Origin of the sequence: Bacillus cereus group sp. Bce019 (assembly GCF_051781745.1) — a bacterium.
Lineage (GTDB): Bacteria > Bacillota > Bacilli > Bacillales > Bacillaceae_G > Bacillus_A > Bacillus_A cereus.
The window spans coordinates 1-270 of sequence record NZ_JBPWJX010000136.1; the positions used below are offsets into that span (position 1 = coordinate 1).

Here is a 270-nt window from a genome sequence, read left to right on the forward strand (position 1 = left end):
CTTGTCAATTCATCAGGTGGCTCAAGCGATGTGTGGTGAGGAAGGACGCTTTAGTTCATGCGCGGTGATTACCCGGCAGGATGAAATTGTCGGTATTGTGACCGATCGAGACATGACGCGTAATGTAGTCGCTGCAGCGGTTAATATTACTCAGCCTATTCCTCACGTGATGACCAAAAACCCACAACTTATCCATGCCGATGATAAAGTGATTCAAGCCATTTCTATTATGCTGCAATATAACATTCGTTGTTTGCCTGTGGTCAATGG

General features: G+C 45.6%; 1 protein-coding gene. It reads left to right on the top strand.

What is annotated here, in order from left to right; translation table 11 throughout:
* Nucleotides 1-28: 28 nt before the first annotated feature.
* Nucleotides 29-270: CBS domain-containing protein (locus tag ACS2QP_RS27765; RefSeq protein ID WP_438883066.1), on the top strand; the 242-nt coding region annotated here is incomplete at its 3' end.